The sequence below is a fragment of the Saccharopolyspora hordei genome (assembly GCF_013410345.1).
GTDB lineage: Bacteria > Actinomycetota > Actinomycetes > Mycobacteriales > Pseudonocardiaceae > Saccharopolyspora > Saccharopolyspora hordei.
The window spans coordinates 4,833,071-4,851,146 of record NZ_JACCFJ010000001.1; the positions used below are offsets into that span (position 1 = coordinate 4,833,071).

Consider the following 18,076-nt stretch of genomic DNA (forward strand, 5'->3'; position numbering starts at 1 on the left):
CTAAGATCCCGAGCCAATGCCTCCTGCGAAACACGGTCTGGTCTGGTTCGACGAACCACCGCCCCCACCCGCCACCGAACAGCTCAGCCGCGAACGCGTCGTCGCCGCCGCGGTCGCCCTCGCCGACGAGAGCCCCTCGGGCGAGGTCACGATGCGCGCGATCGCGAGCCAGCTCGGGACGCGCAGCCCGATGGCGCTGTACCGCTACGTCGGCAGCAAGGACGGGCTGACCGACCTGATGGTCGACGAGGTCTACGGCGAGGTCACCGTGCCGCCGCCCGGCGACTGGCGGACCTGCCTGCGCGAGATGGGCCTGTCCGCGTGGGCCGCCGTGCAGCGGCACCCGTGGTTCGCGCGCCTGGCGTTCAGCCGCCCGCCCCTCGGCCCGAACGCGCTCCGCCTCTACGACTCCGCGCTGGCGGCGGTCGACGAGCTCGGGCTCGACGCCGCCACCCGCATCGGGTTCGTCAACACCGTCCTCGGCCAGGTCTTCGGCTCCGGGCTGGCGCTGCTGGAAGAGCTCACCACACGGCACCGGACCGGGCTGGCGTCCGACGCCGAGCTGACCGAGGCCGCGCGGCCGTACCTGGAGCGGATCCGGGCGGACGGCCGGTACCCGCACTTCTCCCGCTGGCTGGGCGAGCCGGACCCGACGGCCGAGGTGGTGACCTTCGAGCAGCAGCTGGAGTGGCAGCTCGACGGCCTGCAGCGGCTCGCCGAGGAGCGCCGCCGGCGCTGACCGCTCAGTGCACCGGCGCCCGCTCCGCCGCGGTGTCCGGCGTCCGCAGGAACAACGACGTGACGAACGCCAGCACGCCGACGCCGCCCGCGACGACGAACGCCGTGCGCAGCCCGGCCGCGTCCGGCGCGCCGCTCCCGGCCGCGCTGCCCAGGGCGGAGACCGTCACGAACACCGCGGTGCCGAACGCGCCCGCCACCTGCTGCAGGGTCGCCAGGATCGCGCTGCCGTGCGAGTAGAGGTGGTCGGGCAGCGCGCTCAGCGACGCGGTCATCAGCGGCGTCATCATCAGCCCGAGACCGCCCATCAGCACCACGTGGATCGCGATGACCGTGGCCAGCGACGAGTCCGGGCCGAGCGTGGCGAACAGGCACAGCGACACCGCCAGGGCCGCCGCGCCGGGGATCACCAGCGGCCGGGCGCCGAAGCGGTCGAACAACCGGCCCACCGGGCGCCCGAGCAGGCCCAGCACCAGGCCGCCCGGCAGCACCGCCAAGCCGCTGACGAAGGTCGTCTCGTGCAGCACCGTCTGCAGGTACAGCGGCAGCAGGATCGCCCCCGCACCCAGCAGGCACATGAACAGCAGGGCGCTCAGCACCAGGGCCACGCCGAAGGCCCGGTTGGTCAGCGGGCGCAGGTCGAGCAGGGCCCGGTCGTGGCGCTGCAGGCGGACCTGCCGCGCCCCGAACGCGGCCAGCGCCACCGCGCCCACCGCGATGGGGATCCACGGCGCCACCTGCTGCTGCCCACCGGACTCACCGATCGAGGACAGGCCGTAGAGCAGGCCGCCGAAGCCGACCGCGGACAGCAGCACCGAGAACAGGTCCAGCGGCACCGACCGCGTCTCGCCGCCCAGCCGCATCCACACCGCCCCGATCGCCAGCGCGATCACCGCCAGCGGCAGCACGATCCAGAACATCCAGCGCCAGCCCAGCGACCCCAGCACCGCGCCGCCGATCGTCGGGCCGACGGCCGGGGCGACCGCGATGACGATGGTGATCGTGCCCATCGTCGCGCCGCGCTTGTCGGCCGGCACCAGCCGCATCACCGAGGTCATCAGCAGCGGCACCATCACCGCGGTGCCGCACGCCTGCACCACGCGCCCCACCAGCAGCACCGCGAAGCCCGGCGCCAGGGCGCTGAGCAGGGTGCCTGCGCTGAACAGCGACTGCGCGGCCAGGAAGACCTGGCGCGGCGTGAAGCGCTCGAGCAGGAAGCCGGTGGTGGGGATGACCACCGCCATGGTGAGCAGGAAGCCGCTGGTCAACCACTGCGTGGTCGTGGTGCTGACCCCGAGGTCGCGGGTGAGGTCGCGCAGCGCGACGCTCAGGATCGTCTCGTTCAGGATCATCACGAAGGCCGAGACGACCAGCACACCGATCAGCATCGGTGCGCGCGGCGGGGTGGTGCCGCGGGCGGCGTTCACGGTCGCGGGACGGTTCACGGTCTGGTTGCTCCTCGCACGTCATCGACCGGTCCGACCGGCGCGCGGCAGCACGGGGCCCGGACTCGGCGTCCGTCCAGTCTGCGCACGGGACGTGAGTTCAGCACGCGAATTTCGACGACGAGCGGGCAAGCTCACGTCGGAGCGGCGATCAGGGCCGGGGCCGGGCCTCGATGCCCGCCGCGCCGAGGGTCGTCTCGTAGGCGCGCTGCCAGGCCCCGTCGGCGACCGCGGCGTCGAGCATCCGCCGCAGCTCGTCGGCCCACAGCGGGTCGTCGGCCCGGATCACGACGTTCCGCTCGGCGTCGGTGACCGCGTACGGCCCGACCGCGGCCAGCTGCGGACCGCCGGCCGTGCCGCCGAGCAGCAGGTCGACGTCGCCGGAGAGCACCGCGTTCTGCAGCTGGGTCGCGGGCAGGCGCCGGAACTGCACGTCCTCCGGCCGCAGGCCGAGGCGCTGGGCGAGGTCGCGCGCGATCTCCGCGTCGAAGCCCGTGTAGCCGCCGGCCGGGTCGCGGCTGAGGAACGCCGGGGGCGCGTCGACGCGCACGCCGACCCGCACCTTCCGGCGCTGCTGGATCTCCCCCAGGGTCGGCGAGGTGGACAGCTCCACCGACGTGCCCGCGGACGGCGCCGGGGTCGCGGCGGACGTGGCGGGAGCGGGCGGCCGCTCGGGCACCGCGTTCTGCGCGACCTCCGCGTCCTGGCCGCCGCAGCCCGCCAGCACCGCGGTCAACGACGCCAGCGCGAGCACGCGAATGCGCATCACAGCTCCTCCCTCTCGCCGCTGCTGCCCATGATCGCGCACCGGACCGACAGCGCGGGGGCGGATCGGCGCGAGGGCTGGATCGATTGTGAAACCCGGATGCCACCCGTTAGTGTGATTGCGGTCATGTGGCGCCAACGTTGTCGCCCGGTTACGAGATCTTCCCCGGAGGCGATCCATGGCGCGGTCAGTGCAGCACGTCGTCCACCAGGTCACCGAACGCATCGCGGAGCGCAGCGCCCCGACCCGCACCGCCTACCTGCAGCGCATCCGCGCCGCAGCCGCCGAAGGACCGGCCCGCACCGAACTGCCGTGCAGCAACCTCGCGCACGGGTTCGCCGCGTGCAGCGGCCCCGACCGGCTCGCGGTGCGCGGAGCCACCAAGCCGGGCGTGGCGATCGTCTCCGCCTACAACGACATGCTCTCCGCGCACCAGCCCTTCGCCGAGTTCCCGGCCTGGATCAAGGACGCGGTGCGCGAAGCCGGTGGTGTCGCGCAGTTCGCCGGCGGGGTGCCCGCGATGTGCGACGGCATCACCCAGGGCCGGACCGGCATGGAGCTGTCGCTGTTCTCCCGCGACGTCATCGCGATGGCCACCGGGGTGGCGCTGTCCCACGAGATGTTCGACGGGGCGCTGCTGCTCGGGGTGTGCGACAAGATCGTGCCGGGGCTGCTCATCGGCGCGCTGTCCTTCGGCCACCTGCCGACCCTGCTGGTGCCCGCCGGTCCGATGCCCTCGGGGCTGCCGAACAGCGAGAAGAGCCGCGTCCGGCAGCTGTTCGCGGAGGGCAAGGCCACCCGGGAGGACCTGCTGGAGGCCGAGTCGGCGTCCTACCACTCCCCCGGCACCTGCACCTTCTACGGCACCGCGAACTCCAACCAGCTCGTCGTCGAGGTCATGGGGCTGCACCTGCCGGGGGCGAGCTTCGTGCCGCCGGGCACCCCGCTGCGCAAGGCGCTCACCGAGGAGGCCGCCCGGCGCGTGGTCACGCTGGACACGCCGATCGGCGAGGTCGTGGACGAGCGCGCCATCGTCAACGGCGTGGTCGCGCTGCTGGCCACGGGCGGCTCCACCAACCACACGCTGCACCTGCCCGCCGTCGCCGCGGCTGCCGGCATCGAGCTGACCTGGGACGACTTCTCCGAGCTGTCCGCGGTCGTGCCGTCGCTGGCGAAGGTGTACCCGAACGGTTCCGCCGACATCAACCACTTCGCGGCCGCGGGCGGGGTGCAGACGCTGGTCGGCGAGCTGCTGGACGCGGGCCTGCTGCACGCCGACGTCAACACCGTCGCGGGCCCGGGCCTGGACCGCTACCGGCAGCAGCCGTTCCTCGAGGACGGTGAGCTGGTGTGGCGCGACGGCCCGCGCAAGAGCCTCGACCCGGACGTGCTGCGCGGGGTCGACGACCCGTTCGCGCCCGACGGCGGGCTGCGGGTGCTGGAGGGCAACCTGGGGCGCTCGGTGATCAAGGTGTCGGCGGTCCGCGCCGAGCACCGCACGGTCACCGCCCCGGCCCGGGTCTTCGACGACCAGCACGAGTTCACCGCGGCGTTCCGGGCGGGCGAGCTGGACCACGACGTCGTCGTGGTGATCCGCAACCAGGGTCCGCAGGCCAACGGCATGCCCGAGCTGCACGGCCTCACCCCGGCGCTGGGCGTGCTGATGGACCGGGGGCACCAGGTCGCGCTGGTCACCGACGGCCGCATGTCCGGCGCCTCGGGCAAGATCCCGGCGGCCATCCAGCTCACCCCGGAGGCCAGCGCGGGCGGGCCGCTGGCGCGGGTGCGGGACGGGGACGTCATCCGCCTCGACGCCGACCGCGGGACGCTGGAGCTGCTGGTGCCCGACGACGAGCTGGCCGAGCGGGAACCCGCGCCGGGCGCCGACCGGGCGCCGTTCGGCACCGGACGGGAGCTGTTCTCGGCGTTCCGGCAGGCGGTCGGGCGGGCCGACCGCGGCGCGAGCGTCTTCACGCAGCTGCAACCGCAGCGCAGCGACGTGCCAGCATGAGCCGTGACCACCACGCACCCACGCCCGCACCCCTGACGCCCCGGCACGCACCTAGGACGGATGAACACCCTGATGAACACTGCTGCTGACGTGCTCGAACTCTCGCCGGTGGTCCCGGTCGTGGCGCTGGACGACGTCGCGCACGCGGTCCCGCTCGCCGAAGCGCTGCTGCGCGGCGGCATCCGGACCATCGAGGTCACCCTGCGCACGCCGGCCGGGCTGCCCGCGATCGAGCGGATCGCCGCCGAGGTGCCCGAGATGGTCGCCGGGGCGGGCACCATCACCGAACCCGGCCAGGCCCGGCGGGCCGTCGACGCCGGTGCGCGGTACCTGGTGACCCCGGGCACCACCGACAGGCTGCTCGACGACGTCGAGGCCGCCGGCGTGCCGTTCCTGGCCGGCGCGGGCACGGTGTCCGAGGCCATGCGGCTGGCCGAGCGCGGGGCGACCGCGATGAAGTTCTTCCCCGCCGAACCCAGCGGCGGCGTGGCGTTCCTCAAGGCGATCGCCGGACCGCTGCCGGAGCTGCGGTTCTGCCCGACTGGCGGGATCAGCCCGCGGACCGCTCCGGACTACCTCGCGCTGCCGAACGTGGGCTGCGTCGGCGGCTCCTGGCTCGCCCCGGCGTCCTTGCTCGCGGCGGGCGACTGGGCGAAGGTCGAGGAGCTGGCCCGCGAGGCCGCCGCGCTGCGCTGAGCTGCGAAGGTGGTGGGCGCGCCTGCCACCTCCGCCCCGCGGGGTAGCTCGCGCACCGCACGCGCCGGATCCGGCGGCGTCGCCACCGGTCGTAACGTGCCGGAGTCGGGTGTATCGACCCCGTTTGGTGGTCAGCGATGGATGCGCGGACGCTGCTGGACCGAGCTCTCACCTGCGCCGGGGCCGTGCTGCTGGTACTGGTCCTCGGGGCCCCGCCGGTCAGCGCCGCTCCCCCGCCCCGTACCGTGGTGAGCTTCACCGTCGACGACGGCACCGCGTCGCAGACCACCGGCGCCCGCATCCTCGCCGAGCACGGGATGCGCGGCACCTTCTACGTCGTCTCCGGCTCCATCGGCCGGCCCGGCTACCTCGACCTGCAGGACCTCCGTGACATGGCCGCGAGGGGGCACGAGATCGGCGGGCACACCGTCAACCACCCCGACACCCGCACCATCGGACCGGACGAGCTGCGGCGCGAGATCTGCCAGGACCGCGCCAACCTCACCGGGTGGGGCTTCCGCACCACCTCCTTCGCCTACCCGTTCGGCACGCCCGACCCCAGCGCCGAGCGGGCCGCGAGGGACTGCGGCTACACCAGTGCCCGCATCACCGGCAGCATCCGGAACCCGCGCGGCTGCGAGGCCTGTCCACCGGCCGAGACCATCCCCCCGCAGAACCCGATGGCCGTGCGGGGCTCGGGGATGGTCGACCCGAGCTGGACGCTGGAGGAGCTCCAGCAGCTCGTGCTCGACGCGGAGGCCGAGGGCGGCGGCTGGGTCCCCGTGGTGCTGCACCAGGTCTGCGACTTCTGCGGGTCGATGGCCATCAGCCCGCGGGTGCTGGACCAGTTCACGACGTGGCTGGCCGCCCGCGAGGACCGCGGCACCGTGGTGCGCACCGTCGACCAGGTGATGGGCGGCGAACCGCGACCGCTCGTCCCGCCACCGGCACCGGCACCGCGCGCCGGGCTGGTCAACGCCTCGCTCGAAGAACCCGGGCCGCGCGGCTGGGTGCCCAGCAGCTGGGGCCAGAACAGTCCGACGTGGACGCTGGTGCCTCACGCCCGCAGCGGCCGGTGGGCCCAGCGGCTCGACCTGGCCGACCACACCAGCGGGGACGCCAAGCTCCTGGTGCGGATGGACATGGGCGAGGTGTCGCCGCCCGCGCACGAGGACAACACCTACACGCTCAGCACGTGGTACGTCTCGACCGCGCCGACGCAGTTCGCCGTCCACTACCGGGACCGGGCCGGGGCCTGGCACTACTGGACGACGAGCCCGTTCTTCGCCCCGGCGGCCGAGTGGACCGAGGCGCGGTGGACGACCCCGCCCGCGCCACCCGGGACCACCGGGCTGAGCTTCGGGCTCGCGCTGTCGACCTCGGGGTCGCTGACCACCGACGACTACGCGCTCCAGGAGCACCCCCGGGTCAGCCACGAGCGGTTGTGCGGCCGGCTGCCCTGGACGCCGCTGCTGCGGTGGCTGTGCTGAGGACGGCACCGCCGGCGGCTCCGGGCAGGGCCGGGTCCCCGCCGACTCGTCGTCGGTGACGGGCACGCGAGCACTGCGCCTGTCGCGGTGCGGCACCGGACGCCGGCGATCGCGCCGGTCCCCGCGAGTCGGACGCCCGCGGGACCGGCGCGCGGGACCGTCAGTCGGCGAGGAGGGCCAGGGCTTCGGGAATGGAGTCGACGACCGGGCGCCCGGTCTCCTCCAGGGCGGCCCGGCTGGTCACCCCGGTGGTCACCAGCACGCACCGCGTCCCGGCCTGCTCGGCCGCGTGGGCGTCGTCGAGAACGTCCCCGATGAGCACCACGTCCCGGGCGTCGAGCTCCAACGCGTCCAGGTGGCGGTGCAGGTGCTCGACCTTCGAGCCGCCGCCGACCTCCGCGCGCAGGCCGTCGACGCGCACGAACAGGTCGAACAGGCCCCGTGCCGTCACCAGTTCGACGAGCTCGTCGTGGAACCACATGGACAGCAAGGACTGGCTGCGGCCGGTGTCCGCCCACTCGCGCAGCGCTTCCGGGACGCCCTTCGCCAGCTCGCAGGTGTCCAGCAGCGTGCGGTACGCGTCGTGGTAGAGCACGTCGATCCGGGCCCAGTCCTGCTCGTCCAGCGACCGGCGCAGCAGGCGCTCGTAGCACTTCAGGAGCGGTCGGCCGAAGAGCGCGCGCCACTCGTCGATGTCGATGGGTTCGCGCTCGAACGCGGTGCAGACGGTGTTCACCGCCGAGACCACGGCGTGGTTGTCGTCCAGCAGAGTTCCGTTCCAGTCCCACACGATGTGCCGCGTGCCAGCGAGAGTCGTCATGGCCCGCGACTCTATGAGCTCGCACCGACGTCCCAGTACCGCCGATCCGATCTGAGAGGAGGCGCACGCCCGGCGCACCGCCCGCGGCACGGCGACCGCGCAGGTCCCGCCGGACCGCGTGCGCGGGAACGGCGTTCGCGCCACCGAGCGGACGCGCCCGAAGCGTCGGACGGCACCACGGCACGGCGCCGAGCGCGCAGTCCTGCCTGGAAGCGGGGCCCGCGCCCGCGCGGGAGGTCCCGCCCGGTCAGGGAAGGTCGAACTCCGGTGGTCCTTCCCCGGAACGTTCGAGCTCCTCGCGGACCACGCGGAACGCCAGGCCCTCCGCATAGCCCTTGCGGGCCAGCATCCCGACCAGGCGGCGCATCTTCGCCGTGTGGTCCACCGACCCCATCGTCCGGAGCTTGCGCTGCACCAGCTCCCGGGCCCGCTCGGCTTCCGCATCGGGATCCACAGTGGACAGGGCCGCTTCCACCAGGTGCTCGTCGATGCCCTTGCGGCGCAGCTCGTACCCCAGCGCCTTGCGGCCCAGCCCCTGCGCCCGCTGCCGGGAGTTCACCCACTCCTCGGCGAAGGAGGCGTCGTCCACCAGTCCGGCGTCGACGAACTTCTGCAGCACGCGGTCGGCGACGTCCTCGTCGATCTCCTTGCGCAGCAAGGCCTGCCGCAGCTCCGCGCGGCTGCGCGCACGCGCCGCCAGGAGGCGGTACACGGTGTCGCGCGCCCGCTGCTCCGGGGTGTCGGCCTTCCGCCGCGTCGACTCCGGTACCTCGCCCCGAGCCGCCTGGTCCCGCGGCCCGTCCTCCGGGTGCTCACCGTCGGGGAAGCGGTTCCGCGCACCGCTCCCCCGACTCCTGCCGTCGTTCATGCTCACCAGCGCGGGACGATCAGAACTCGACCGGGGCCGGCTCGGCCTCCTTCTCCGCCTCCAGGGTCGCGCCGATGCCGAGCTTCTCCTTGATCCGCTTCTCGATCTCGTTGGCGACGTCCGGGTTGTCCCGCATGAACCGGCGGGCGTTCTCCTTGCCCTGGCCCAGCTGGTCGCCCTCGTAGGTGTACCAGGCACCGGACTTGCGGATGATGCCCTGCTCGACACCCATGTCGATCAGCGAGCCCTCGCGGCTGATGCCGACGCCGTAGAGGATGTCGAACTCGGCCTGCTTGAACGGCGGCGCGACCTTGTTCTTGACCACCTTGACGCGGGTCCGGTTGCCGACCGCGTCCGAGCCGTCCTTGAGCGTCTCGATCCGCCGCACGTCCAGCCGCACCGACGAGTAGAACTTCAGCGCCTTGCCACCCGTGGTGGTCTCCGGGGAGCCGAACATCACGCCGACCTTCTCGCGGAGCTGGTTGATGAAGATCGCGGTGGTCTTGGCGTTGTAGAGCGCGGAGGTCAGCTTGCGCAGCGCCTGGCTCATCAGCCGGGCCTGCAGGCCCACGTGGCTGTCGCCCATCTCGCCCTCGATCTCGGCGCGCGGCACCAGCGCGGCCACCGAGTCGATGACGATGATGTCCAGCGCGCCGGAGCGGATCAGCATGTCCGCGATCTCCAGCGCCTGCTCACCGGTGTCCGGCTGGGACACCAGCAGCGAGTCGGTGTCCACGCCGATCGCCTTGGCGTACTCCGGGTCCAGCGCGTGCTCGGCGTCGATGAACGCCGCGGTGCCGCCCTGCTTCTGCGCGTTGGCCACCGCGTGCAGGGCGACCGAGGTCTTGCCGCTGCTCTCCGGACCGTAGATCTCCACGATCCGGCCACGCGGCAGACCGCCGATGCCGAGCGCGACGTCGAGCGAGATGGACCCGGTGGGGATGACCTCGATCGGCGCGCGCGTCTCCTCCCCGAGCCGCATGACCGACCCTTTGCCGAACTGCTTGTCGATCTGGGCGAGCGCCAGCTCGAGCGCCTTGCCCTTGTCCGGTGTCGCTGCTGCCATCGGGGTCCACCTCGGTCGAGTCGTTCTTCTGTCGTCGTTGTTCCGGATCAGACGCTACGGGCAGGGACCGACAATCCGGCCGCGGGGTTCGCCACTCGATCCGTGCCTCACATCTTAGGCGAACGGATGTTCGATCAAGCTCCCGACACGCCCGGTGAATAACTCGGATGTGTGACGGTGCGATCAGTCCCGTCGCGGAGCACACTCGAAGTCCCACCCGGCGCTCGCCCGGTCACGCGTCCCGAGGAGGAGGTGCCGACCCGTGCGCATGGACCGCTACCTTCCGCCGGACCACCCGCTCAGCCGGTTCTACCGCATCGCAGCGGCCATCTTCGGGGCCTGCCTGATGGCCTTCGGGGTGCTGGGCGTGGCCAACCGGGTGCCCCTGTTCACCACCACCGGCATCGACATCCTCGGGCTGTCCAGCAACGGCCTGCTCGCGGTGGTCTCGATCGTGGTCGGCGCGGTCCTGGTCGGCGCCGCCGCCTGGGGCGGGTGGGTCGCCTCCACCACGACGGCCGCGATCGGCGTGCTGTTCTTCCTGTCCGGGCTGGTCAACCTCGGCCTGCTGGACACGCGGTGGAACATCTTCGCGTTCGAGCTGCCGAACGTCGTGTTCAGCTTCGTCGTGGGGCTGGTCCTGGCGTTCTTCGGGTTCTACGGGCGGGTCAGCGGCGGCCTGCCCGAGGACAACCCCTACGTCCGCTACCGGCACCACGAACCGCCCGCCGAGGAGGTTCCCGAGCAGTGGCGGTCCTACGAGCAGCGGATCACCGAGCTCACCCCGCTGGCACGCGACGAGATCGCGATGGCCGAGGGCCACCCGACCCCGGACCAGGCGCGGCGGCTGCGCGCCGAGGCCTGGCGGCACCTGCAGGAGGACCGCCGCCGCGCGTACCAGCACTACCAGGAGGCCGGGCGCCGGGACGACGTCAGCGCCCAGAACCTGTGGGCGGACTTCGACACGCCCGAGCAGCCGCGCCGGGAGGAGAAGCCCTGACACCGCGCCCGGCGGTGACCTTCAGCGGCGCTCGACCGGGACCTCGAAGGCCTCGCAGACCGCCTTCCAGACCTCCTTGGTCGACACCCCGGCCTCCAGGGCCTGGTCGACGGTGCGCCCGCCGAGCGACGAGAAGACGTGGTCCTGGGCCAGCATCTCGGCGCGGACCCGGCCGAACTCCTCGGCCATGCGTTGGCGGAAAGCTGTGTGGCGCATCGCGCTCCAGACTACGCGCCGCCACTACGCTGGGGGCGTGCTCCTCCTGCTGCTGCAGGCCGACCCGACGGGCCTGTCCACGCCGCTGGGCAGGGTCGTGATCGGCCTCGGGCTGCTGGCCACGGTCGTGGTCCTGGTGCGGTTGCTGTGGCAGTACCGCAACCGCCGCTGAACCCCGTCACCCCAGGCCCGGCTGCACGGCCCGCTCGAACTCGTCGGCCAGGTCGTCGGGCCGCAGGTCCGCGTTCGGGTCGGGCCGCAGCACCATGCCGACCAGCGGTCGGTCGTCGACGGTGAACACCAGGGTGCCGAAGTCCACCCCGGTGACCGCGCGGTAGGTGCCGGACAGCCCGTTGCCGGTCCAGTCGGCCTCGACCTGGTGGCTGCGCACCCCGTTGAACGACAGCAGCAAGTCGGCCCGCTCCGCCGCCGCCTCCTGCGACTCCAGCTGCGTGTAGACGACCTGGGTGCCCTCGGTGGGGTTGCCGAACGAGCAGGAGACGACGGTGCCGCTGAGCTCCCGCAACCCCGGCATGACCCGCTGCCAGCCGGGTGCGCAGTTCGCCCGCTCCGGGACGGTGCCCGCGAGGTCGCGCAGGCACGCGGTGAACCCCTCGCGGTCCCGCGGACCGGGTCGGGAGCACTCGGCCGCGCTGGGCGCCGGGGAGCCCGAGAACCGCACGACGATCGCCACCACGGCGAGGAGCACCGACACCACCGCCAGAGCGCCCAGGCCGATCAGCAGGTTGCGCCTGGGCTGGGCCGGTGCCGCGGGCGTCGGGACCGGCGGTGGTGGCACCGGCGCCGGTGCCACCTGCGCAGGCGGGACCTGGGGCGGCGGGACGACCGGGCGCGTGCGCACCGTGTCGGGCTCGCGGTAGCCGGCCTGCGGTGCCGGGCGGAGGTCCTCGGTCCCCGTCGCCGCGGCGTCGCGGACCACGTGGTGCGCGCCGAGCGCCACCGCGGTCTCCGGTTGGTCGAGCGTGGTCGGCACGACCCGCAGCTGCTCGGCGATCAGGGTCGCCACCAGCGGCAGCCGGCTGGACCCGCCGACCAGGTAGATCCCGGCGAGCTGCTCGGGCGCCAGGCCGTTGGAACGCACCACCGAGGCCAGCAGCTCGACGCTGCGCAGCATGGTGGGACGCACCAGGGCCTCCAGCTCCGCGCGGGTGACCAGCACGTCGTCGAAGGGCTCGGGCATCGGCACCTCGGTCTGCGGGTGCCGGGACAGCGTCTCCTTGGCCGCGCGGACGTCCTCGCGCAGCGCCCGCTGGGCGCGGCGGTCGGCGGTGGTGTCCGGCCGCAGCAGTCGCTGCCAGCGCTGCGGGTCCGCGCGGGAGACCTGCCGCCCGACGTGCTCCAGCAGCGCTTGGTCGACGTCCAGACCGCCGAGGTCGCCCAGGCCGTCCTCGGCCAGCACCACGAACCCGCCCGGGCCGGTCCCCACGAGCGCGCAGTCGAAGGTGCCCGCGCCCAGGTCGTAGACGGCCAGCACCTGGCCGCCGCCCCACGTCCGGTCCGGGAACGAGGCGAAGTGCGCGGCGGCCGCGACCGGTTCGGGCACCAGCACGAGGTTGCCGGTGAACCCGGCCAGCCGCGCCGCCGACAGCAGCACGTTGCGCCGGACGGTGCCCCACTGCGCGGGGTGGGTGAGGCGGACCTCGTCGGGCTGGGCACCGCCGAGCTGGCGGGTGGTCTCCTCGGCGACCCGGTGCAGGACGGCGGCGAGCGCGTCGGTGACCGTGATGACCTGGTCGCCGAGCAGCAGGGTGCCCTCGTCGACGCGGCGCTTCGGGTTCGGCTCGTAGCGGGACGGGTCCAGCCGGGCGCGGCGCTCGGCGTCCCGGCCGACGATGAGCCCGCCGTCGTCGGTGGCGTACACCGCGGACGGCATCGTGGCCGACCCGTCCACCTCGACCACGCGCGGCGGTCGTCCGTGCGCGGCCAGCACCGCCACCGTGTTCGAGGTACCGAGATCCACCGACAGGACGCGCACCCGTCCTCCCTCCAGACGATGACCTTCCCCGCGCAGATGCTGCCACGCGCGGGACGGGCGGAGGTGCGGATCCGGCCACCGGCCGCCGATCCGGTCCGCTGTGGGACGTCGGCGTGCGGAGTCGCGGTGTCGGACCGCTGGTCCAGCATGGAGGGGTGCGCGACGTGCTGGACCTCTTCTCCCCCGCGACCCGCGACTGGTTCCGCGGCGCCTTCGCCGCGCCCACCGAGGCGCAGCGCGGGGCGTGGGAGGCCATCGCGGCGGGCGAGCACGCGCTGGTCGTCGCCCCGACCGGGTCCGGCAAGACGCTCGCGGCGTTCCTGTCCGCCCTGGACAAGCTCGCCGTCGAGGGGGTGCCCACCGATGCCCAGCGCCGCTGCCGGGTGCTCTACGTCTCCCCGCTGAAGGCGCTGGCCGTCGACGTGGAGCGCAACCTGCGCGGGCCGCTGGCCGGCATCCGGCAGGCCGCGCAGCGGCTCGGCCAGACCCCACCGGACGTCACGGTCGGCCTCCGCACCGGTGACACCCCCGCCGACCAGCGGCGCGCGTTCCAGCGCACCCCGCCGGACGTGCTGGTGACCACCCCGGAGTCGCTGTTCCTGCTGCTCACCTCGGCGGCGCGGGAGTCGCTGCGCGGGGTGGAGACGGTGATCGTCGACGAGGTGCACGCGGTGGCGGGCACCAAGCGCGGGGCGCACCTGGCGGTCTCCCTGGAACGGCTCGACGAGCTGCTGGCCGCGCCCGCGCAGCGCATCGGGCTGTCCGCCACGGTCCGCCCGGTCGAGGAGGTGCGCACCTTCCTGGCCGGTGGCCGCCCCGTCCGCACCGTCCAGCCCGCGCACCCGAAGGAGGTCGAGGTGCGGGTCGAGGTCCCGGTGCCGGACATGGCCGAGCTGGGCGCGCCGACCGGCGAGGTGGAGGGCCCCGCGGCGGGCGCGGAGCAGCACACCTCGATCTGGCCGTCGGTGCAGGAGAGGATCTTGGAGCTGATCCGGCAGCACCGCTCGACCATCGTGTTCTGCAACTCCCGGCGGTTGGCCGAGCGGCTGACCGCCGGGATCAACGAGCTCGCCGCCGAGGAACCGCTGCCGGAGGGGCCGTTCCCCGCCGAGGCGGTGGGCGGTTCCGGGGTCGCCGCCGGAGCACCGCCGGTGGTCGCCAAGGCGCACCACGGCTCGATGTCCAAGGAGCAGCGCGCCGACGTCGAGGAGGAGCTCAAGTCCGGCACGCTGGCCTGCGTGGTGGCCACCTCCTCGCTGGAGCTGGGCATCGACATGGGCGCGGTCGACCTGGTCATCCAGGTGGAGACCCCGCCGAGCGTGGCCTCCGGGCTGCAGCGCATCGGCCGCGGCGGGCACCAGGTCGGCGCGGTGTCGCGCGGCGTGGTGTTCCCGAAGTTCCGCGGCGACCTCGTCGGGTGCGCGGTCGTCGCGGAGCGGATGGCCGACGGGCTGATCGAGTCGATCGCCTTCCCCCGCAACCCGCTGGACGTGCTGGCCCAGCACGTGGTGTCGATGGTCGCGATGGACCCGTGGCCGGTGTCGCAGCTGGCCGCCGTGGTGCGCCGCGCCGCGCCGTTCGCCGGGTTGCCCGACTCGGCGCTGACCGCGGTGCTGGACATGCTGGCCGGGCGCTACCCGAGCGAGGAGTTCGGCGAGCTGCGGGCGCGCATCGTCTGGGACCGGGTCAACGACGAGCTCCGCGCACGGCCGGGCGCGCAGCGGCTGGCCGTCACCTCGGGCGGCACCATCCCCGACCGCGGGCTGTTCGCGGTGACCACGCCGGGCGACGACGCCGCGGGCAAGGGCGGGGTGCGCGTCGGCGAGCTCGACGAGGAGATGGTCTACGAGTCGCGGGTCGGCGACACCTTCCTGCTGGGCACCTCGGCGTGGCGGGTGGAGGACATCACCCACGACCGGGTCGTGGTCACCCCGGCGCCGGGCCAGCCCGCCCGGATGCCGTTCTGGAAGGGCGACTCACCGGGCCGGCCGCTGGAGCTGGGGCGCGCGCTCGGCGCGTTCGTCCGTGAGCTGACCAGCGCGGACACCACGTCGGCGCGGGAACGCGTCGCGGCCGCCGGGCTCGACCAGTGGGCGCAGGACAACCTGCTGTCCTACCTGGCCGAGCAGCAGCAGGCCACCCGGCACGTGCCCGACGACCGCACGATCGTGGTGGAGCGGTTCCGCGACGAGCTCGGCGACTGGCGGCTGGTGGTGCACTCGCCGTTCGGGGCGAAGGTCAACGCCCCGTGGGCGCTGGCGATCGGGGCCCGGATCCGGGAACGGCGCGGCATCGAACCGCAGGTCGCCTCCTCCGACGACGGGATCGTGCTGCGGCTGGCCGACGCGCTGGACGACTCCGGTGCGGAGGTGCTGCCCACCGCCGAGGACGTGCTGCTGCCGCCGGAGGAGATCCAGCAGGTGGTGACCGACGAGGTCGGCGGCTCGGCGCTGTTCGCCGCGCGGTTCCGGGAGTGCGCGGCGCGGGCGCTGCTGCTGCCGCGCCGCGATCCGCGCCGCCGCACCCCGCTGTGGCAGCAGCGGCAACGAGCCGCGCAGCTGCTGGCGGTGGCCTCGCAGTACGAGCAGTTCCCCGTCGTGCTGGAGGCGATGCGGGAGTGCCTGCAGGACGTCTACGACCTGCCGGGGTTGACCGAGCTGATGTCGCAGGTGGCCGCGCGGAAGGTGCGGGTGGTCGAGGTGGAGACCCCGACGCCGTCGCCGTTCGCGCGCAGCCTGCTGTTCGGCTACATCGGCATGTTCCTGTACGAGACCGACGCGCCGCTGGCCGAGCGCCGGTCGGCGGCGTTGAGCCTGGACTCGACGCTGCTGGCCGAGCTGCTCGGCTCGGAGGCGCTGCGCGAGCTGCTCGACCCCGAGGCGCTCGAGGAGATCGAGCAGCAGCTGCAGCGGCTCGCGCCTGACCGGCACGCCCGCGACGCCGAGTCCGCGGCGGACCTGCTCCGCTTCCTCGGCGACCTGTCCACAGCGGAGGCCGAGGCGCGGGGTGTGCGTCCCGAGTGGCTGGCCGAGCTCGCCGAGCAGCGGCGCGTGCTGCGGGTGCGCATCGCCGGGCAGGAGCGCTGGATCGCGATCGAGGACGCGGGCAAGGTCCGCGACGCGCTCGGGGTCGCGCTGCCGGTCGGGGTGCCGGAGGCCTTCACCGAACCGGTCGCCGACCCGCTGGGCGACCTGCTGATCCGGTACGCGCGCAGCCGCGGGCCGTTCACCGCCGACGCCGCGGCCCAGCGCTTCGGGCTGGGGGTCGCGGTGGTGCACGGCGTGCTGGACCGGCTGACCGGGACCGGACGGCTGGTCCGCGGCGAGCTGCGGCCGCTGGAAGCCGGCGGCGGTCGGGCCCTGGAGTACTGCGACGCCGAGGTGCTGCGGCGGTTGCGGCGGGCCTCGCTGGCGCGGTTGCGCGCGGAGGTCGAGCCCGTCGAACCCGCTGCGCTGGGGCGGTTCCTGCCCGCCTGGCACGGCATCGGGGCGCGGCTGCGGACGGCGCCGACGGTGGACGACGTGTACTCCGTCGTCGAGCAGCTGGCCGGGGTGCCGGTCCCGGCCAGCGGTCTGGAGTCGCTGGTCCTGCCCGCGCGGTTGCCCGGCTACTCGCCCGCGCTGCTCGACGAGCTGACCGCGGCCGGGGAGGTGACGTGGGTCGGGTCCGGCGCGCTGCCCGGTGGCGACGGCTGGATCGCGTTGGCGCCCACCGACGTCGCGGACCTGCTGCTGCCGGACCTGCCGGAGGAGTCCGGCACCGACTCCCCGCTGCACCGGGCGATCGTGTCCGCGTTGGACGGTGGGGCGCTGTTCTTCCGGCAGCTGGCCGACCGGGCCGGGGAGCTGCTGCGGGAGCAGGGCGAGGAGGCGCCCGCCGACGACGCGGTCATCTCGGCACTGTGGGACCTGGTGTGGGCGGGCGCGGTCACCAACGACACGCTCGCCCCGCTGCGCTCCCTGGTGTCCGGCCGGGGCGCTGCGCACAAGCCGCGGCGGCGCGCGCCGCGCGGGCGCTACGCGCGGCTGCGCGCCGGGCGCCGGGCGATGCCGAGCCGCAGCGGTCCGCCGACGGTCGCCGGGCGGTGGTCCCTGGCTCCGCAGCCGGCGGACGAGCCGACGCGCCGCGCGCACGCGCGCGCCGAGGCGTTCCTGGAGCGGCACGGCGTGCTCACCCGCGGGGCCCTGGACGTGGAGCGCGTCACGGGCGGGTTCTCCGCCGTGTACAAGGTGCTCCGGGCGATGGAGGAGTCCGGGCGCTGCCGTCGCGGCTACGTCGTGGAGGGGCTGGGCGCGGCGCAGTTCGCGGTGCCCGGTGCGATCGACCGCCTGCGCGCGCTGTCGCGCGACGAGAACGGCGACGGTGAGGCCGTGGTGCTGGCCGCCGCCGACCCGGCGCAGCCCTACGGCGGTGCGCTGGAGTGGCCCGCCGTGATGGGCGAGACCCGGCACCGGCCGGGCCGCAAGGCCGGCGCCCTGGTGGTGCTCGTGGCCGGGGAGGCGGTGTTCTACGTCGAGCGCGGCGGGAAGTCGCTGCTGTCGTTCACCGAGGACGAGTCGGCCTTGCGGGCAGCCGCGGACGGTCTCGTCCGCGTGGTGCGCGACGGCTGGCTGGACCAGCTCGCGGTGCAGCGCGCCGACGGCGAGGGCGCGTGGGGGTCGAAGCTCGCCGCAGTGCTCACCGAAGCGGGTTTCCGCGCCACCCCGAAGGGTCTGCGCCTGCGCGCCTGAGGCGCTCGCGGGAACGCCGGTCGGGCGCGGACCGGCGGGCCGGTCGTGGGAGTGGTCGAGGCCGCGCCGGTGGCCACCGCGCTCGCGGCAGGCGGCTCGACGCTGCACCGTCTGCTGCGGCGGCACGGCTGGCAGGTCGCGTGGCAGGTCTCCGGTCTCGTCAGCAGCGCCGCGCTGGTCGGTGTGCTCACCTGCTCCGCGACGCTGCGCGTGAGCGCCCGGTTTCCCCGTTCC

General features: G+C 74.1%; 14 protein-coding genes. 7 read left to right on the forward strand and 7 right to left on the reverse strand.

The genetic code is table 11. The annotated features are described in order from the left end of the window. Positions 1 to 16: 16 nt before the first annotated feature. Positions 17 to 739, forward strand: a complete 723-nt coding sequence (locus tag HNR68_RS22145) for a TetR/AcrR family transcriptional regulator C-terminal domain-containing protein (RefSeq protein WP_179723674.1) — start codon at positions 17 to 19, stop codon at positions 737 to 739. Between the two features lie 4 nt (positions 740 to 743). On the opposite strand, the gene HNR68_RS22150 is transcribed toward HNR68_RS22145, so the two are convergent. Beyond that, positions 744 to 2,126 (reverse strand): DHA2 family efflux MFS transporter permease subunit, encoded by a 1,383-nt coding sequence (locus tag HNR68_RS22150; RefSeq protein ID WP_179725372.1) that lies wholly within the window; start codon positions 2,124 to 2,126, stop codon positions 744 to 746. Between the two features lie 208 nt (positions 2,127 to 2,334). Continuing rightward, positions 2,335 to 2,949 (reverse strand): transporter substrate-binding domain-containing protein, encoded by a 615-nt coding sequence (locus HNR68_RS22155; RefSeq protein WP_179723675.1) that lies wholly within the window; start codon positions 2,947 to 2,949, stop codon positions 2,335 to 2,337. A 178-nt stretch (positions 2,950 to 3,127) separates the two neighbouring features. Here HNR68_RS22155 and edd point away from each other — a divergent pair, with 178 nt between their 5' ends. The 3 genes from edd (at position 3,128) to HNR68_RS22170 (ending at position 7,146) form a co-directional block, all read left to right on the forward strand. Then, on the forward strand, positions 3,128 to 4,960 hold the full coding sequence (edd, locus tag HNR68_RS22160; protein WP_179723676.1) for a phosphogluconate dehydratase: 1,833 nt from the start codon (positions 3,128 to 3,130) through the stop codon (positions 4,958 to 4,960). A 72-nt stretch (positions 4,961 to 5,032) separates the two neighbouring features. Next, entirely contained in the window at positions 5,033 to 5,656 is a 624-nt protein-coding gene (gene eda / locus HNR68_RS22165; RefSeq protein WP_179723677.1) for a bifunctional 4-hydroxy-2-oxoglutarate aldolase/2-dehydro-3-deoxy-phosphogluconate aldolase, read from the forward strand. Between the two features lie 137 nt (positions 5,657 to 5,793). Then, positions 5,794 to 7,146, forward strand: a complete 1,353-nt coding sequence (locus HNR68_RS22170) for a polysaccharide deacetylase family protein (RefSeq protein ID WP_179723678.1) — start codon at positions 5,794 to 5,796, stop codon at positions 7,144 to 7,146. A 160-nt stretch (positions 7,147 to 7,306) separates the two neighbouring features. On the opposite strand, the gene HNR68_RS22175 is transcribed toward HNR68_RS22170, so the two are convergent. From HNR68_RS22175 to recA, 3 genes are all read right to left on the reverse strand, one after another. Then, positions 7,307 to 7,966, reverse strand: coding sequence for an HAD family hydrolase (locus HNR68_RS22175; RefSeq protein ID WP_179723679.1), 660 nt, complete (start codon positions 7,964 to 7,966; stop codon positions 7,307 to 7,309). Between the two features lie 247 nt (positions 7,967 to 8,213). Beyond that, the gene (locus tag HNR68_RS22180; protein ID WP_179723680.1) at positions 8,214 to 8,834 is read right to left on the reverse strand and encodes a regulatory protein RecX; all 621 of its coding nucleotides are present in this window, start codon (positions 8,832 to 8,834) and stop codon (positions 8,214 to 8,216) included. A 19-nt stretch (positions 8,835 to 8,853) separates the two neighbouring features. Beyond that, complete coding sequence (gene recA, locus HNR68_RS22185) at positions 8,854 to 9,900, reverse strand: recombinase RecA (protein ID WP_179723681.1); 1,047 nt, start codon at positions 9,898 to 9,900, stop codon at positions 8,854 to 8,856. Positions 9,901 to 10,168: 268 nt separating this feature from the next. Here recA and HNR68_RS22190 point away from each other — a divergent pair, with 268 nt between their 5' ends. Beyond that, positions 10,169 to 10,900, forward strand: coding sequence for a DUF4383 domain-containing protein (locus HNR68_RS22190; protein ID WP_218888386.1), 732 nt, complete (start codon positions 10,169 to 10,171; stop codon positions 10,898 to 10,900). Positions 10,901 to 10,921: 21 nt separating this feature from the next. Here HNR68_RS22190 and HNR68_RS22195 read toward each other — a convergent pair whose 3' ends face one another. Then, positions 10,922 to 11,116 (reverse strand): DUF3046 domain-containing protein, encoded by a 195-nt coding sequence (locus HNR68_RS22195; RefSeq protein WP_179723683.1) that lies wholly within the window; start codon positions 11,114 to 11,116, stop codon positions 10,922 to 10,924. A 37-nt stretch (positions 11,117 to 11,153) separates the two neighbouring features. Here HNR68_RS22195 and HNR68_RS27290 point away from each other — a divergent pair, with 37 nt between their 5' ends. Further along, positions 11,154 to 11,288: a hypothetical protein gene (locus HNR68_RS27290; RefSeq protein WP_281377720.1), complete on the forward strand. Its 135-nt coding sequence runs from the start codon at positions 11,154 to 11,156 to the stop codon at positions 11,286 to 11,288. Positions 11,289 to 11,294: 6 nt separating this feature from the next. On the opposite strand, the gene HNR68_RS22205 is transcribed toward HNR68_RS27290, so the two are convergent. Then, positions 11,295 to 13,112, reverse strand: coding sequence for an Hsp70 family protein (locus HNR68_RS22205; protein WP_179723685.1), 1,818 nt, complete (start codon positions 13,110 to 13,112; stop codon positions 11,295 to 11,297). A gap of 155 nt (positions 13,113 to 13,267) precedes the next feature. Here HNR68_RS22205 and HNR68_RS22210 point away from each other — a divergent pair, with 155 nt between their 5' ends. Further along, complete coding sequence (locus tag HNR68_RS22210; RefSeq protein ID WP_179723686.1) at positions 13,268 to 17,842, forward strand: ATP-dependent helicase; 4,575 nt, start codon at positions 13,268 to 13,270, stop codon at positions 17,840 to 17,842. The last annotated feature ends 234 nt before the right edge of the window (positions 17,843 to 18,076 follow it).

Excerpts from the sequence above, each read along its gene's own strand:
- HNR68_RS22145 (WP_179723674.1), top strand. The coding sequence starts at position 17 with ATGCCTCCTGCGAAACACGGTCTGGTCTGGTTCGACGAACCACCGCCC.
- HNR68_RS22150 (WP_179725372.1), bottom strand. The coding sequence starts at position 2,126 with ATGCTGATCGGTGTGCTGGTCGTCTCGGCCTTCGTGATGATCCTGAAC.
- HNR68_RS22155 (WP_179723675.1), bottom strand. The coding sequence starts at position 2,949 with ATGCGCATTCGCGTGCTCGCGCTGGCGTCGTTGACCGCGGTGCTGGCG.
- edd (WP_179723676.1), top strand. The coding sequence starts at position 3,128 with ATGGCGCGGTCAGTGCAGCACGTCGTCCACCAGGTCACCGAACGCATC.
- eda (WP_179723677.1), top strand. The coding sequence starts at position 5,033 with ATGAACACTGCTGCTGACGTGCTCGAACTCTCGCCGGTGGTCCCGGTC.
- HNR68_RS22170 (WP_179723678.1), top strand. The coding sequence starts at position 5,794 with ATGGATGCGCGGACGCTGCTGGACCGAGCTCTCACCTGCGCCGGGGCC.
- HNR68_RS22175 (WP_179723679.1), bottom strand. The coding sequence starts at position 7,966 with ATGACGACTCTCGCTGGCACGCGGCACATCGTGTGGGACTGGAACGGA.
- HNR68_RS22180 (WP_179723680.1), bottom strand. The coding sequence starts at position 8,834 with ATGAACGACGGCAGGAGTCGGGGGAGCGGTGCGCGGAACCGCTTCCCC.
- recA (WP_179723681.1), bottom strand. The coding sequence starts at position 9,900 with ATGGCAGCAGCGACACCGGACAAGGGCAAGGCGCTCGAGCTGGCGCTC.
- HNR68_RS22190 (WP_218888386.1), top strand. The coding sequence starts at position 10,169 with ATGGACCGCTACCTTCCGCCGGACCACCCGCTCAGCCGGTTCTACCGC.
- HNR68_RS22195 (WP_179723683.1), bottom strand. The coding sequence starts at position 11,116 with ATGCGCCACACAGCTTTCCGCCAACGCATGGCCGAGGAGTTCGGCCGG.